The organism is Roseiconus lacunae (assembly GCF_008312935.1).
Taxonomy (GTDB): Bacteria; Planctomycetota; Planctomycetia; order Pirellulales; family Pirellulaceae; genus Stieleria; species Stieleria lacunae.
In genome coordinates this window covers 173,356-188,177 of sequence record NZ_VSZO01000002.1, presented here as the reverse complement: position 1 = coordinate 188,177, position 14,822 = coordinate 173,356, and the positions used below count along the sequence as shown (strand labels likewise).

9 protein-coding genes are annotated in these 14,822 nt (G+C 56.0%); 1 reads left to right on the top strand and 8 read right to left on the bottom strand.

Going from position 1 to position 14,822, the window contains the following annotated elements; genetic code table 11:
* Positions 1 to 93 precede the first annotated feature (93 nt).
* The 8 genes from tssC to tssK all read right to left on the bottom strand — a co-directional run bounded on the left by tssC (position 94) and on the right by tssK (position 9,536).
* Positions 94 to 1,596, bottom strand: a complete 1,503-nt coding sequence (tssC, locus tag FYC48_RS07065) for a type VI secretion system contractile sheath large subunit (RefSeq protein WP_149495998.1) — start codon at positions 1,594 to 1,596, stop codon at positions 94 to 96.
* A gap of 267 nt (positions 1,597 to 1,863) precedes the next feature.
* Positions 1,864 to 2,379: a type VI secretion system contractile sheath small subunit gene (tssB, locus tag FYC48_RS07060; RefSeq protein ID WP_149495997.1), complete on the bottom strand. Its 516-nt coding sequence runs from the start codon at positions 2,377 to 2,379 to the stop codon at positions 1,864 to 1,866.
* Between the two features lie 165 nt (positions 2,380 to 2,544).
* Positions 2,545 to 3,690 carry a type VI secretion system protein TssA gene (gene tssA / locus FYC48_RS07055; protein WP_160149372.1) on the bottom strand — a complete coding sequence of 382 codons (1,146 nt, stop codon included), beginning with the start codon at positions 3,688 to 3,690 and terminating at the stop codon, positions 2,545 to 2,547.
* 533 nt (positions 3,691 to 4,223) lie between these two features.
* Positions 4,224 to 4,934 (bottom strand): sigma-70 family RNA polymerase sigma factor, encoded by a 711-nt coding sequence (locus FYC48_RS07050; protein ID WP_149495995.1) that lies wholly within the window; start codon positions 4,932 to 4,934, stop codon positions 4,224 to 4,226.
* Complete coding sequence (locus tag FYC48_RS07045) at positions 4,931 to 5,308, bottom strand: hypothetical protein (protein WP_149495994.1); 378 nt, start codon at positions 5,306 to 5,308, stop codon at positions 4,931 to 4,933. Before FYC48_RS07045 ends, FYC48_RS07050 begins: the two co-directional genes overlap by 4 nt.
* A gap of 35 nt (positions 5,309 to 5,343) precedes the next feature.
* Positions 5,344 to 7,035: a type VI secretion protein IcmF/TssM N-terminal domain-containing protein gene (locus FYC48_RS07040; RefSeq protein WP_149495993.1), complete on the bottom strand. Its 1,692-nt coding sequence runs from the start codon at positions 7,033 to 7,035 to the stop codon at positions 5,344 to 5,346.
* A gap of 141 nt (positions 7,036 to 7,176) precedes the next feature.
* Positions 7,177 to 7,815 (bottom strand): DotU family type IV/VI secretion system protein, encoded by a 639-nt coding sequence (locus FYC48_RS07035; RefSeq protein WP_149495992.1) that lies wholly within the window; start codon positions 7,813 to 7,815, stop codon positions 7,177 to 7,179.
* A 266-nt stretch (positions 7,816 to 8,081) separates the two neighbouring features.
* Positions 8,082 to 9,536 carry a type VI secretion system baseplate subunit TssK gene (gene tssK / locus FYC48_RS07030; RefSeq protein WP_149495991.1) on the bottom strand — a complete coding sequence of 485 codons (1,455 nt, stop codon included), beginning with the start codon at positions 9,534 to 9,536 and terminating at the stop codon, positions 8,082 to 8,084.
* 383 nt (positions 9,537 to 9,919) lie between these two features.
* On the opposite strand from tssK, the gene FYC48_RS07025 reads away from it, so the two are divergent.
* Complete coding sequence (locus FYC48_RS07025; RefSeq protein ID WP_149495990.1) at positions 9,920 to 14,716, top strand: RodZ family helix-turn-helix domain-containing protein; 4,797 nt, start codon at positions 9,920 to 9,922, stop codon at positions 14,714 to 14,716.
* Positions 14,717 to 14,822 lie beyond the last annotated feature (106 nt).

Sequence of the window (14,822 nt, the reverse complement as noted above, 5' to 3'; positions counted from 1 at the left end):
CATCGAACAACCACGGCGATGCTTTCGGTGACAAAGCAAAAACATCGCCGTGATGTGATGATCAGGCTTGCGTTGCGTTTCTATGAAACGCGATCAGCCGCCAAGCTTTGGAATACTGGCAACCATCCGCATGCTGGTCGTCAGTTCTTCCATTTGCAACCAAGGACGCATCCACGCGACGGCATTGTACGACCCCGGTTTGCCCGGGATCTCCTTGACTTCGACGCGAGCTTCGGCCAGCGGATAGCGGGCGCGAACGTCCGAGGGCGGGTTCGGATCACTGGTCACATAGTTGTGAATCCAGCGATCAAGCCATGCTTCGCAGTCACTCGCTTCCATGAACGAGCCGATCTTGTCGCGTCCAAGAACTTTCAAGTAATGCGAGAATCGGCTGGTCGCCATGATGTACGGCAAACGGGCGCTGATCGCCGCGTTCGCGGTCGCTTCGGGGCGATCGTATTGTTTCGGCTTCTGGCACGTCTGAGCGCCGAAGAAGACCGAATAATCTGTGTTCTTGAAGTGACAGAGGGGAAGGAATCCGAGGTCGCTGAGTTCTTTTTCACGGCGATCGGTGATCGCGATTTCGGTGGGACACTTCAAGTCCGTGTCGCCGTCGTCGGCCTTGAAAATATAGGTCGGCAGGTCTTCGACCTTACCGCCGTTTTCGACTCCGCGGATTGTCGTGCAGAATCCGGTTTTGGCGAACGCGTCGGTCAGCTTTGCTCCCATCACGTACGCGGTATTCATCCAGCAGAATTGGTCATGGTTGACATGGACCGATTCGCCTTGGCTACCGACGGGGACCTCTTCGTAGGCGAACTCGTCGATGGTTTTGGTGTTCGCCCCGTAGGGCAAACGTGCCAAAGTCCGTGGCATCGTCAGGACACAAAAGCGGCTGTCTTCGCTTTCGCGGAAGGACTTCCACTTCGTGTATTCGGCGCTTTCAAAGATCCTCGCCATATCACGTGGCTTGGAAAGTTCGGTCCATTCGTCGAAGCCGAACAGTTGTGGGGCGGTCGCCGATATAAACGGGCAGAACGCCGAAGCGGCAACTCCGCTGACTTTGGACATCAAGTCGATGTCTTCGGGGTGGTTGGTGAATTCGTAGTCACCGATCAAGGCGCCATAAGGTGCGCCGCCGGGGGTGCCGAATTCATCTTCATAAATTTTCTTGAACAACTGACTTTGGTCGAACTCGACGGCCCGGTCCATGTCTTTAAACAGCTCACGCTTGCCGCAGTTGAGCACACGGATCTTCAGCGATTCACCGGTTTCGCTGTTCATTACCAAGTGTTGCAGGCCACGCCACGATCCTTCCAGCTTTTGGAATTTCTCGTTATGCATGATCGCGGCCAATTGCTCGCTCATCTTTTTATCGATGCCGGCGATGGCGGCATTGATCGAACGCATCACGTCTTTATCGAACGAGACGGTTCCTTTGAGCGCTTCTTCGGTCAGCGTCTTGATCAGTTCTTCGGCACGCGATCGTTCGGTCTTCTTTGTCGCCGCGATGGCAGATTCCAACAAACTGCTACCCGCATCGGCGGTCGCTTCGGCTTGCTGTTCTGGTTGGCTTTCGGTCTCACCGGAACTCATGGCCAGGGGACTCCTTGAATCGATAATGGAATGTTCGTGTTGGGATGGTCAATGGCGTCGACCGTTGGTTCTTCGCCAGGCCTTTGGCTTTACTTGCTTACTTGAAGCGTCGCTTGATCGTCCTGCGTTCCGTTTTGATTTCAGGGTAAGCCGCATGGCGTTTGTGACAACGTGTCTGCGGCGATGTGTTTCCGGCGACCGGGACAAACGCCCGTCGGCTAAACAATCACACCCGTATCTCTGTTAGGATCCAATCAACCGTTTGGCTCACTGCTCTTCGTCGTTCGCATCGACACCAAGTTCGCCAGAGAGTTTCTTCAGTTGTTCGCTATTGGTGAGCACTTGCTCGAGCACGTTTTCCAGGTCATCGCTGCGGTCGATTTTGGTCGCCAAGTCGCGCAATTTGTCGCGCGTTTCCATCAGCTTTTTCAGCGGGTCGACTTTTTCGACGATGTTGGCCGGCTCGAAGTCGTCCATCGATTGAAAATCGAGATTGACCGACATTTCGCTGCCGTCGCCGGCAAGCGTGTTCTCGACACGCATATTCAAGCCGGGGGTCATCCGTTGTAGCACGTCGTTGAAGTTATCACGATCGATTTGGATGAACTTGCGATCTTTTAGCGGCTTTAGTTTCGAAGTTGGGTCACCCGAAAAGTCTCCCATCACGCCGACGACGAAGGGTAATTCTTTGACGACCTGTGCCCCTTCGGTCTCGACCTCATAGGTTATATGCACGCGAGGCTTACGGACGCGATTTAGCTTTTGCTGTTGGCTTTCAGCCATCTCAAAATCTCCAGACGCAATTGCGGATCACAAAAATGGAACATTCCCTTGCCAAATCCTTGCCTGCGAAACGGGAACTCAACGGTATCGGTTGTAAATCACCACTCAGGGTGAGACAACCTTTCGCTAAGACGCAGCGAGCAAGAAACTAGCGAAAATTAACGTTTAATCATCATCGTACGAGTCCTCTTTGACCGGGACGCCGACGCGTTCGGAAAAATTCTTGAGGACGTCGTCGTCGCGAATCAAGGTTTGCAGCAAGGTCGGCAAGTCCATCCGCCCAAACTCGACCGCTTGCTGAAGCATGTAGCTGACCGGCGAATGAGGTTCCGTTTTGCGAAAAAATTCGCTCGCTTTCATCAGCATTCGAAACGCGTCTTCGCGGTTGTTGACCTGAGCTTGGGCAATATCGACCGATGGCGCGCTCGGGCTGGCGATGCCGGTGGGGGATCCTTCGTCTGAACCGCCGGCGGCGACTTCACCGCCGCCATCGCTGAGCAAGTTACGTGTCAGCGTGGCGAAGGACTGCTGCAGTGCTTCGAGAGCCCGGCGAATTTGACTGCTCGGCGGCGTGCAGTCTTCGTGCTCGTCACTCTGACATTTCGATTCCAAAATTCCGCACATCCGCGAATATTCGGCGATCGCCTCGGCGATATCCTCTTCATGGGATCGCAGCGTCTCCAAGTCGACCTGACGAACCGCGTTTAGAAAATCGCCTTCAGTCGTTTCGCCGCCACCTCGCTCGGTCGCCTCACGATAGGCGACGAAGGTCAACGCGCCATAACCTGGGACGAGTTCCACTTCTTCCAAAGGCGCGATCAGCGTCCCCGGGCCTTCCATGCCGTTCAAACTGGTGAGTTGTGAGACCGTTTCCGCGTAACCTTCGTCTTCATCGAAGGGCGGGTTGATTCCGTCCCAGTACTGCTCGCACATTTCTGAAACGTACTTAAAACCGTCACGAGCACCGACGATGCCGTGCAGTCGCGTGTTAGCTTCGATCAACCACGTCGCGACCCAAAGGTCTTTTGAATGGCTGGCAAGAATTTCGGTGCATTGCCGATGCACGGTTCGCCAGTCAGGCGGACTAGGAGATTCGACACCTTGGCCTTGGGCGTCGAGTTCGGCCAAGTCGGCTTCGCTAAAGAGCGCGAACTCACGCATCTTACGTTCCGCACCGACGGCCTCGTTCCGTGCGTCCTTGGCGTTTTGAAATCGTTCGAAATCGCTTCGCCGCAAGTATTCACCGGCAGGTGTATCATCCGAAATCGGTGCGAGCAATGCGTCAAAGTCGAGTGTCGGTTCGGATGCCATTGTCGGGTGCTTGGTCGTTGGAAAGGATGGCGTGAGGATTGTTGTCGGTCGAAGCTTGGGAAAGTTGTGAGGAACTTTCAAAAACGATCCCAAGTTCATCGCAGGCCGCTTGTTTGTCGGCCCGCATCTGCGGACTGCTTACAAACGTTGAACCTATCTGGAAATGTAGGTCGAACGCAGGAGCGTCCGGTCTGTGTCACCAACCCCGCTCGTTACGAGTCCGGTTCGCGATTCGGTTTCAATTGGTCGTTCGGGTTCGATGGATCTGCCGTCGGGCGTTGGCCCCGTTGGTTGTGGTTCAATCGCGGCTGAATCAGTGTTCTGTCATTGCGAATTGCCCCTCGCACTTGGAGGTCGTGCGAGTGTGTGTGATTGTTAAACGTGTTCTGACCCCGTTCGGCAAAACCGTGGCAACGCCAGCCGGCTGAACCGTGGCTAACGCCATTCGGCTGATTCGATCCTGTCTTATCACGACGCAACACCGTTGCGACTCGCCCATCATTCTCTCGATAGGTTCTCAGCGAAATGATTCCTCAATCGTTACCGGATCTGCGCAAAGATTGTGCCAATTGATCCAATCCCTTGGCGTGAATCCTGCTCGCCCAACTCTTGCTGATCCCAACCCGTTCGGCGGCTTCGGTCAGCGAAAAACCTTCAAAGTAAATGCTTGAGATCAAACGCCGAGCGTCGGCGGGAAGTTGATCGACGAGCTTTCGAAGGGTTAATTGCATTTCGCGGTTTGCGACGACTTTGCTGGGGATCTCATGCCGGTCGGGGGCATCGTTGAGCGGCCCACCGGCATCGGAGTTCTCATCTCCACTGGCCAAGTAGACGATCGCCAACCGTTCGGTCATCCGTCCCAACCATTCGGCATCGGATTCATTTGGTGATTCCGCGTCGCCTTCCGCCGTCGCGGTCGCATCGGACTGAATGACATCGTCGGCCATTTCACGGAAGCGTGCCCGGCGCAGTCGAGCGCGGCTGGTCCAATTCATCTTCGACACGCCGTCGTAGATTGCACCGCGGACGCGATAGTAGGCAAATGTCGTGAAGCGAACACCCTCGGCGGGGTCATACTTTTGCGCCGCTTCGGCGAGTCCCAGCTGGCCGTAAGCGATCAAGTCGTCGAGGTCCATTGGGATCGGCAGCGACCGATGAACCTTCATCGCCAGCGAACGTACGAGCCCTTGGGCCTCGCTGATCAACTCGGAAACATTCGGTTGTTCTTCCGGCGGCGAAGTCACTTGTCGATCCCCAGGGTGGACCAGAATTGTTGAATCCGTTCACGCGATTGTTCATTGTTCCAGAACGCTCGCCCGACCTCTTCGAAGGCATCTTGAGGCAGTCGTCGAAAGCGATCGCCTAGTCGGTGGCGGAGTACCTGTCGGGCGATTTCGACAAACAAGGACTCGTCACATCGCCGGCCGTCGCATGATCCGCGAAGCTGTTCGAGCGCGTCGATCAGTGACCCACCGTCCTCTTGGTGCCTGGCAAGCGTTTCCCCCAACACGTCATTGAGTAACTGTTGGTTGTCGAAGCGTTCCGCCGATGCCGCATCGTCTTGCGGCTCGCCATACTCGCTAGTGTGGTCCCCGGGTTGGGGCTGCTGGGCGAACATCTCGGTCGGCTCGTTAAAAGGTAAACGTGGACACGTTACGGATTGATATTGAAGTGATAAACCAGCAACCCAATGATCGTCGCCACCAAGGCACCGTTGACAACCATCAGGACTCGGACGCCGGCTTGCATGCGATCTTCTTCGGCGATCGCCTCGCTACCCCATTCAAGTTCTTCTTCTTCGTTCTGTGCCTTCTTGAAAACGCTGGCAAGGAACGCTTGGCGGTCGGGCATCTGACCACTGGCGACGAAGTAGCAACCACTGAAAAGCAGCGGCTCACTGTCGCTTAATTGCGGCCCGGACGGATTGATCCCATACGCCGACTTGATCAGATGCGACAGCCTCGGCTGGAACGTCGATCGGATTCGACACAGTAACGAATACAAGTGCCGGTTGCCGGCTTTGTTTAGGCCGTCGCCTTCACGAAACAGTAGATACGACCAGTCTTCGAACGCACCGCAGGCATGTCGCACGACCGCGTCAAGCTGTTGGGCGTTGGGCAGGTTCCACAAGCCATAGCCTTTGCCAAACCGCTGAACGGAAGACCGCTCGGCACCGACTCGACGAACCAGTTCACGGAAACCGGTTTCCAGTTCCATCGAATCGACGACATGGGTCACACTGCAGCGAATCCGTAGTGTCCCTCGTAAGCAGGCGAGGTCTGCTTTTTGGGCGACCAAAATCTGGTTGACCATTTCCTGCGACCCATCAGCCAAAAAACGAAACGGTGTCGAGACGATGACGCCGTTGATCGGGCACAGGGGATCGCGAAGCTTTCGAAAAAGGCGTGCGAGGTGCGCCAATCGATTCGTCGCTTCGCTGGCATCGCTCGGTGTGAGCGCTGCACTTGCGATCCCGCCACCCTGTGGGGCAGTCGGATTTGCCGCGCCGCCGGAGAGGTCGCCGACCATCATCGTCCCCCGTAAGTCCGCGCCACCGCTAGGCGCCGGCGTGGGGATGTTTAATCCGGCGATGGTGTTCCGAACCTCTGCCGAATAGTTCCCGCCCGGGTTAGCGGCCGCCGGCGGAATCGGTGGTCCGCCGAACGCTTGGCCACCTCCCATCGAGCTGACGTCCATCGTCGCGTTCGGTGCGAATGGCGGGGGCGGTGCGCCAGGCAATTGGTCGGGAACGATCGTCGCGTCGCGTGGCGATCCGAACAGTTTGCTGAGTTGGCAACATTCGGTGCAAACCACATAGATGGCTTGTTGGTTGGCGAACACATGAATCGGGGCGGGCCCGAGTGGCGTTCGAACCGGAAACTGCGTATTGCTGGTCGCCATAAAGGCGTTCACGCTGTCGACGGTGCCGGGCCCGAGGATCATAAAGATCGGCGTTTCGGTGGGATCGATCGAGTGCTCGCGCATCGATTCGAGCGCCCCATCCCAGACACGATCGATTTCCGGAAATTGGGAGGGCTCGCCTTCGAGCCAGAGTTTCAACGCATACCAAACGACGGCCGGAATCGCAAAGCAAAGCAGCAAGACGATGGGCAACTCCATCGCCAAGAACCCACCAAACTGCTCGCGGTCATCGGTATAAAAACGAACAACCGCCCAAATGATCGCTACGAAAAGCAATCCAACCCACAACAACAGCGCCGCCCGGGACTGCAGCGATAACCCAAGAACACGCCTGGGGGTACTGATCACGCTGCTGGGGATCCGTGCCATCAGGCGAAACGGATAAAGCACCGCATCGATAAAGCTTCGAATGGCACTTCCCATCCTAAGTGAACCTCCCCATCGGCCCTGCCGAGATACGGCGTTTTGCGTTGTCGGTCGTGTGGCTGTGACAGCCCTGATTGTATCGAGATTTCAGCCGTGGCATTGATGCGGCGGCCGATCGTCTGGCGTCGCTATGTTGATTCATTCGCCCAGCACCATCCGTGCGATGCCGATGGTGACCGCCGAAAGTAGCACGCAGCAGATCACCGAGCTGATCATCAAATACTTGCCTTCCAACGGTGGGGCACCCATCCCGGGACGTCCCTGTTCGAGGATCGGCGGCCGGCCTTGGCCGAGCTGGATCGTCATCCCGGTCCGGCGAGCCCATTCATTGAGCGACGGCGGGACCTTGAAGTGCTCGTGTTGCGCGGTCGCTTCGGGGTCGCCGTAGAGTCCACGGAAGCCGAGCACGACGCAGACATAAAATACCTCCAGGGCATCTTTTTTGGGCAGCTGTGACGCCTTCTGGCTCTGCTCGTAGAACTTGGAGAACGCGCTGGTCGTGTTGAAAATTTGAAACTCCAGTCGATTCTGTTCCCACCACTGACTGCCATCCCAAGCCGCCTCGATCAGCAAGTCATCGACCCAGGCGACAAGTGCGTACTTCGCCAATTGCCAATCCTGGCTTCCGCCGAGCGCATTTTCGGCGGCGTCCAAGAGTCCGCGGACTTTGGCGTTGACGTCTTCCGGGTTGGGGCTGCGATTAATCTCGATCTCGTCGATCACTAACGAGACATACATAAAGATCGGGTCAACCGCTTTGGCAAATTCTGGCGACATGAATCAAGTCGAGAGGGCAAGTCCAAGATCTAAAAGCTACGTGATGGCATCGAGTCCGGCATGGTTTCATTGAATATTTTGGCTCGCCTCATCAGCGATCTTATCCGCGACGCTTCAAAAACGTCTCGGCTGGCATCAGGATCCAGCACCGTGGGGCGTTAGCAGCGGTTTGTGCGCAATAATCGGGGCTAACGCCAGTCGGCATAACCGGGGCTAACGCCCGTCGGCTGATGAGCCGAACCCGAAAATCTAATTTTGCCAATGCACTAGGACGCCGGAACCGCGAACAGGCTCAGTCGCAGCGTGCCTTCGATCCCATCGACGTTGATTTGAAGTTCTTTCTTTCCTTGCAGGGTTTCAAGATTCGTAATCAGTGCCTCTTTAAAACGCACTCCCAATCGTGGGGAATCATCCGATCGCAAGTCCTCCCACGCCGGACCACTCTTGTTCACGCTGTAAAACAACCAGTTGTCGCCCTGTGGCAGTGCCCGAGGCGCTTTTGTCTCGGTGATGTTCAGGCCTTCTTGTCGGTATCGGAACATGAAATCAACTTTTTCACTTTTTCCGAGTTTCCAGTCTAAACGGCCCGGCACCAGGTAATCGCGGCACTGGGCGGCAGTGATATGCTCGTATTGCACGCCGATGTACCACTCCCAGCCCTGACTCATCCATTTTTGATCGAGCGAAACTTCTTGTCCGCGTCCCGCCCCGATAAAATCTCGACGCTCAAATTTGTATTCTTGGACTTCGGTGATCAGCGACCGAATTTCTTCGCGAACCCAGGTAAAGATTCTCGCCAAGTCATCGTGATCGTACAGCGGGATCTCTCCCGGTCTCCGGTCGGACCGAAAGATCGAAAGTGAACCGACGATGCGACAAAGCTCGGTGTAGGCGACATGCGGGTGGACTCCGCGGGCAAACGCGAGTGAACGCAACGAGGCGAAACCGGCGTTGAGTGCCGTCAGCATCAGCAAACGGTTGATGTCCCCGGCTTCGGGAGAACCCTGCATGATGCCACGCGTGTTGACCTGCTGGGCGAGGACTTCTAGTTTTTGTCCGATGATGTCGTAGACCGCTCGCACGTAATCGCGTGCCAATTCCGGCCACGCGTCACACCCTAAAACCGGTGGGATGTAGTCTTGGTCGAGTTCCGGTGCGGCTTCGGCGGCACCGCTTCGTTTGATCCGGGCGATCGGAAGCGTTTCGTACCCGCCCAGATTGTCTGTCCCTAACAGAATCTGAACATTAAGCGAACGCATCGTGATTTCTTGTTCGTTGCCGCCGGCATTTTCGTCGGCCACCGTTTCGGTTTGACTGACGTAGCGATGCTGGCCGCCAGATTCTTCGAGCGTGTTGGGGCGACCGAGACGCAGTTTGGGGACCGCCAGAAACACATCGATCGATTCCATTTGATCAAATGCATCGGCGAGACTTCGTTTTGCCGCGCCACCAGCTTTTCCGAGATCAACGCGGTCTGGTTGCGTCGCCGCGTCGATCCAAATCACCGTCCCATCGCGCAACCGTGCCTGGCATTCGGACAATTCGAATTGGCCGTTGGCAATTGCATCTCGTGAAAAACTGATCTGGCGAATGCCGTAGTGATAGGCATGGTCAAGCGATGCCTGCTGACGGATGTTGTCATCGAGACTTCGTTCGGCCGACTGCATGTGGTGTGGCCGAAGAAACATCCCTTCCAACCAAGCGACGCTCTCGTTGTGCATCGGTGACTTGTTCCCCCGTAGTCCGTAACGCGTTTTCCAACCGATACTCTAGCATGTGTCGCCTCGGGGCGGCACTGGGCGTCGACGAGAGGCCGCCAAGGCGGTCGATTCTGTCGCTGGAGGATCTCTTCGCCATTGAATCGTGACTTCTTGCGGACTTCCCACAGACGCAAACGGGCGATTCCGTTAGCTTAACATTCGGCCAAAATTTGATGGGGGCCATCAGCCAACGGGCGTCTGTCCCGGCTGCCATAAGGAAAGTGGTCGCCCAGAAACCACGACCGGCGCCCATCGGCCGATCTTAAAATCACAGAAGACTCGCATTCGCGTTTCCTAACCCGTTCGACTGAACACCATTTCTGACGCCACTCCGCAAATCGCTTATGAGTACCGCAGGCAAATACGGCGAACGTCAATCATGGCGAAAAACCACCGGTAGCGAAGCCGACAAACGAAAGGCGACCAAGTCCATCCTGACGGTCTTGGCACTGTTACTGTTGGCGTTGTTCCTGTTCATTTTGCTTCGCCCCCGCCCCAATCGTGAATTGGTCACCATCGTGGTGTCGCCGTCTTATAATTTGGACGTCGTCACACCGTGCTTGTTTGCCGAATCGGCCCGGCAAGCGTTTCGGGATCAATTGGCTGCCGATGTGGTCAACGATTCCAAGGCTACCATTCTCGCACGGTTGCAAGAGACCACGCAAATTGCGAAGTACTTCGATGATAGCGATGACACCTTGTTGGTCGTGATTCGCGGCTACTTGCTCGAAAACGCGGAGGGCGAACCGGCGCTCGCATGTACCGACCTGAACCTTGCCCCCGGGGCTTCTGAACCGACAGGGCTGCTACCGCTTCGCGAAATACTGACCCCGCTTGTCAACCAAGGTCCCGAATCGTTTTCGGGGACTCGGCTGGTTGTGCTGGACGTTGAACCGCTCGCCGCACATTCCGCTCTCGGTCAAGCCAATGAATCGGTCTTCGCATCGCTCGAATCATTAGTTCAAGAGATGACCGGCCCCTTTGTTTCCAACCTTTGGGTTCTCTCAACACGGGCACCACTACAGAACGTTAGCTGGGACCCGCAAGCGAAACTACCGTTGTCAACAAAGACGTTTCTCGACGGACTGTCCGGTCAAGCCGAATTGGATGGTGATGGCGTGATTGAACTGTCTGAACTCTGCGCGTTTATTTCCGATCGCTACGCACGATTGCCACGCAATGCCGATGACGCCCCGCGAATCGTGCTCTATCGCGGCGGTCAAGGAACCGTATCGCCACAAAATCTCGCCGCCGGCGAATTAGATGTTTGGGTCAATCGCTACCACCCAACCGGTCAAGATTCAGACATACAGAATTCAGACACACAAGAGGAACGGTCGGACGCAAAATCAGAGTCTCGCGGCGGTGAAGAGCAGCCCACCGCAGCGCGAGATCAACTTGATGTTCGGTCGGTCGTGTTCCAATCTCCGCCATCGAACGGACAATCGGAACCCGCAGAGGATGGTCGTCCTACCGAGACACCGACGAATCCATCGCAAGCAGACGCGTCATCACCAGTCGCCGATCCGAATCAAGCGACCGAGAATGCTTCCGGACAAAGCAACGACGCTCCGCCTTCGCCGACGGCCGTCCTAGAGCCAATCCAGCGTGACGCCGACAAGACATCCGCTGCACTCGACTTTTGGACCTTGAGGGATCGGTTTCAATCAGTTTCGACGGAGTCAATGGGCGAAGCGTCGACGCTCAGTCCACTCGCATTGTCGCCTCACCTATGGCGACAGCTAACACTTAAGGTACTGGCGGCAGAAATTCAGCGATTCGATCCCGTAGTGACTGATCGTACATCACTGCAGATTCCCGAAATTGTGACAGGCGATTTAGCAAAGCTTCAACGTCTTACTCAGGATGGTTCGGTCTCGGACCCGATCAACGATGACATCGTCGGACAACTTGCAGACTTGATCGTCAATGAACTCGCACGTTCAAACAACCAGCGGCAAGACCGGCGTTTAACAACCGCGAATGCACTGCAACACTGCGTCGCGGCAGCCTATTGTCGACTCTGGTCGTTCTACGAGTTTGAACGTCAAGCGATCTTGGCAAACGCGACGGTGCCGATCAATCAACTTTTGACAGCGGCACGAAATGCCGAGCGAACGCTCGCTTCGGCGCTCGGCGGACAAGCCCCGACACTTGCCGTTCTGGAACGACAGCAACGTGACTTGATCGATTCGATCAATGCCTTTGATCGCAACGTCGACCAAACAATCGAGGACTTGGCAAACGAGTTTTCTCGACGTGACCCCGAACGGACTTGGGAATTGGTCCGCATCGCGTATGCGTGGTTGCGCAGCCCGCTTCCGTCGGCCGATCAACGTCGACGGTTGCGATCGGCCATTGTCGAAGCACCCATCGATAGCACCGACGTCGAAGTGCGGGACATTCAATTGATCAACACTGCGTTCGGCAAGTCACAAGCGAGCGAATCGGATCAACAGCGCGTGGCCCAGTACAACGTTCACGTCCAGGATTTTTATTCGCCGCCGAGTGCATCGGTCGATGCGAATTCGGCTGAGCAATGGCATCGACAGTTCATTTCCAATCCGGATCAAACTTCGTTCGCACAGCGTTTGGCGAGCATGCTTCGTGTCGATCCACGTTACGACGTCGCAGCAATCACGGCACCGCCGCTGCGTCACGCCGTCACCGCAGCACCAATCATTCGCCGGCCATCGGTCGTTCTCGTTGACTCATCCGGCACACCGCTCGTCGCTGAAACAGAAGACTCGACGGTGGTCATTAAAAGTGCGGTGCGGTTGGAATCATCCAATGACTCAAGTTCGCTCACGCTGCGAATCAAACCAGACCGACCGAGTTCGACTCGCTTACTGATCAGCTATCGCATGCGAACTTCGACCAGCGATTTCCGAGATCCGCCGGTTTCGATTGAGCTTGCCATTCCGGGGAAAAACGACCTCGGACCGGATCAAACCACCGGGGTAACGATCGCCGCAGAACAAGTGTATGAGTTACCGATTCGAATAACGGCACGTGGTGTTGCCGAACCGAACGAACAACTTCATCTCGAACTGACGATTCGGGGCGACCGCACCTCCGACCAAATCGATGGGGTTGTCGGGACCTACCAAATTCCGGTCGAGCTTCCGGCCGAAAATCGCTTGGTGGTAGTCGCATCGAACTATCGAGGTATCGGCTGCAGTCGTCCTACCGAGAGCGGCGAAGGAAGTCTGCCAGGCGGGATGTGGCTCAGGACGTTCAATGATCGCAAGACTCCGTTTCAACTGAGCCTTTACAACCAAGCCGACAAAGCGTGCCGGGCAAAGGTCTGGCTGATTCGGCTTCCCAATCCGATGCCGCAAAACGTGCGTGCCTATTGGCCCGATTTCGCTGCCCGGCGTTATTCCGATCCCGTCGACGGTCGAATCCTTGATAACGACGGTCGATTGGAAGAACGCTATCTGCGTCCCGAACGCGTGATCCTTGGCCCAGGCGTGATCGACATCCCTGCCGGAAACGAACACGTTCCGCTTCGGTTTGTCGGCGATAAAACGGCGGAGGAGACAGCGCCGAGTAGCTCGCCACCGGAGGACCTTGATATCTCTCACGGGATGGCATTGGTGTGTCGTCTGATCGATCAGGACGGCAATACACTGGCCGACAAAGATCAAGTCATTTTTCTTGTCGCGCGGCCGTGGTCACCACGCGATTACATCGATACCAAGGTGACTTTCAACGACGGCCGAGTCGAAGTGAACGCAAGCCTGCGGGCAACGCTCGATGGCGACCAAGAACGTGACGAAATCCCGGAGATTCAAACACGCCCCGTGGTCGTCACGTGGCAAGCCGATGACCAATGGGCAAACTTTCAGTCCGGAAATCGCGAACGTCCAGATTTCCGTCCGCTTCGGCTTCGAGGGCAATCCGGTGAACCGATCGGCTTTATCAGCGTGCCGATTAACGAACGAAATTCTCGATCCTGGGTCCGTCTGGACGTCGACGGATGGCCGCGAGCGATCTCGCATCTCGTCGAACACCAATCCGGTAGCGTCGGTCAGAGTAAAACTAGAAACCGAGTCGAAATCGGTTCGGTCATTCATGTCAAACGTCCGAGCGGTGAAAAAACTCCTCCGGCGGAATCGATCTTTGCCCCACGCCGTGAAGTGTACTTTAAAGGCGGTGGCGAGTTACTCCGGACCGTTATCCGAGCCGATTTCTCAGACGGAGATTTCGTGCCTTCGCGTCAACCAGAAATCCGGCTGAGTGTCGAAGGCCGGCCCTACGCGACATATCACACCGATCGGATCGTCAAGACACAGTTGTCTCAAGCGACCCTCGATGGCGTGGTGACGTTGAAAACGACCGTTAGCGATCTATCCGAAGACCTACCACAAGGGCAATACACCGACGAGCGTGTGCCGATTACGGCAACACTATTACTTGACGGCAGAGAAGAAGAATCCACCGCAATCACGGCCGTCATGGATTCCACCCTACCCAATTCGATCACCGTCCGGCCGACCAGCGAAGGTCCCTATATTCAAGGAGCAACGGTCGGCTTCACGATCGCGGCAATCGACGGCGGGGCGGCCGCGTCAGGAATCCAAACGATCGAATACGGCTTGGACACAACCGGCGATGGACAAGCCAACACACAACGCGATCGATACACCTTTGATCCCCCCGTTGCCGGAAGCGTCGCCGTCGTGCCAAGCACTCGGACGAATTTTAAGTTTCCGCTCGCCCAAAACTATCACATCGCGGTGCGCGCCACCGACGCATCGGGCAATGCGTTCGAGTCACAGTACCCGATTCAGTTTGTTAAGCGGCCGGAAACTTCGATGGCTGGGTCACAAGGCAGCAACAAGTCATCGACCCCGGCAAAGAAGGGATGGCTACATGGAAAGATCGATACCCGCGCGGGACTCAATGGCACGTTGACGCTCTCTCCCGCGCCGGACCCGGTTAATATGAAATCGAAAGATATCGTCGGCCAAGACCGAAGCTTCAACTTTGGGTTACTTCCCGAAGGCAAGTACACGTTGAAGTTCAAAGGTTCGGTCAGCAACAAAGCTAAAACACTGACTTGGGAAGACCTCGAAATCGACACCTCCCGAGGTAAAACGCAACCGCTCTCGTTGAAACTTTCCGATGCCAAGTAGAGACAGCTACCTGTCAAAGAAGGCTTGCCGAAAACAGGATACGGCGATTTAGGTTGGTAATCATTGAGAGGTGTTTCAGAGCGATTTTAAATTCGCGTCGGACGTT